A 453-nucleotide genomic window follows, 5' to 3' on the forward strand; every position below is an offset into this window, starting at 1 on the left:
GAGAAGGTTGCCGGCGTCGGGCAAGTCAAGGACGGCCTCCTCCTCAGTACGGATCCGTTCTCGGTGAGCGTTTCGTAGCTGCGAAAAAAGCGGGCACGCGGAGCAGAGTCCCTTTGGTTCTGCTCCCTTCCACATCACTTTACATGAGGCCTTCGGCGAGTTCCTCCGGCCTATAGCGCCGTCATGGTTGGCGAGCACGCTGTCGGCAGCAAGACGCCCGTCCTGACGGAAATGCGATGGCCGCTGCCTGTTTTGGTGGGGCTTGGACCGGGGCTTCCTGTGGACCTTGAAGAGCGGCCAATACGAAGATCTTGACGGCTCCGCCGAGCGGGTCCTTATCGATCGGGAAGATCCGCGAGGCTGAACCGGCTGGCGACGCCAACGACTGTGCGGATGCTGGTCGTCAGTCGACCTAGTCTTCGCTGGCGATTAGATCGGAAGAGCACACGTCTG

Annotated in this window: 1 pseudogene; it reads left to right on the forward strand. The window is 61.1% G+C overall.

The annotated features are described in order from the left end of the window. Nucleotides 1–231: 231 nt before the first annotated feature. A pseudogene (gene ccoS / locus X742_RS1000000173675) lies at nt 232–364 on the forward strand (cbb3-type cytochrome oxidase assembly protein CcoS). Nucleotides 365–453 lie beyond the last annotated feature (89 nt).

It is taken from the genome of Mesorhizobium sp. LNHC229A00, assembly GCF_000502415.1.
In the GTDB taxonomy this organism is placed as follows: Bacteria; Pseudomonadota; Alphaproteobacteria; order Rhizobiales; family Rhizobiaceae; genus Mesorhizobium.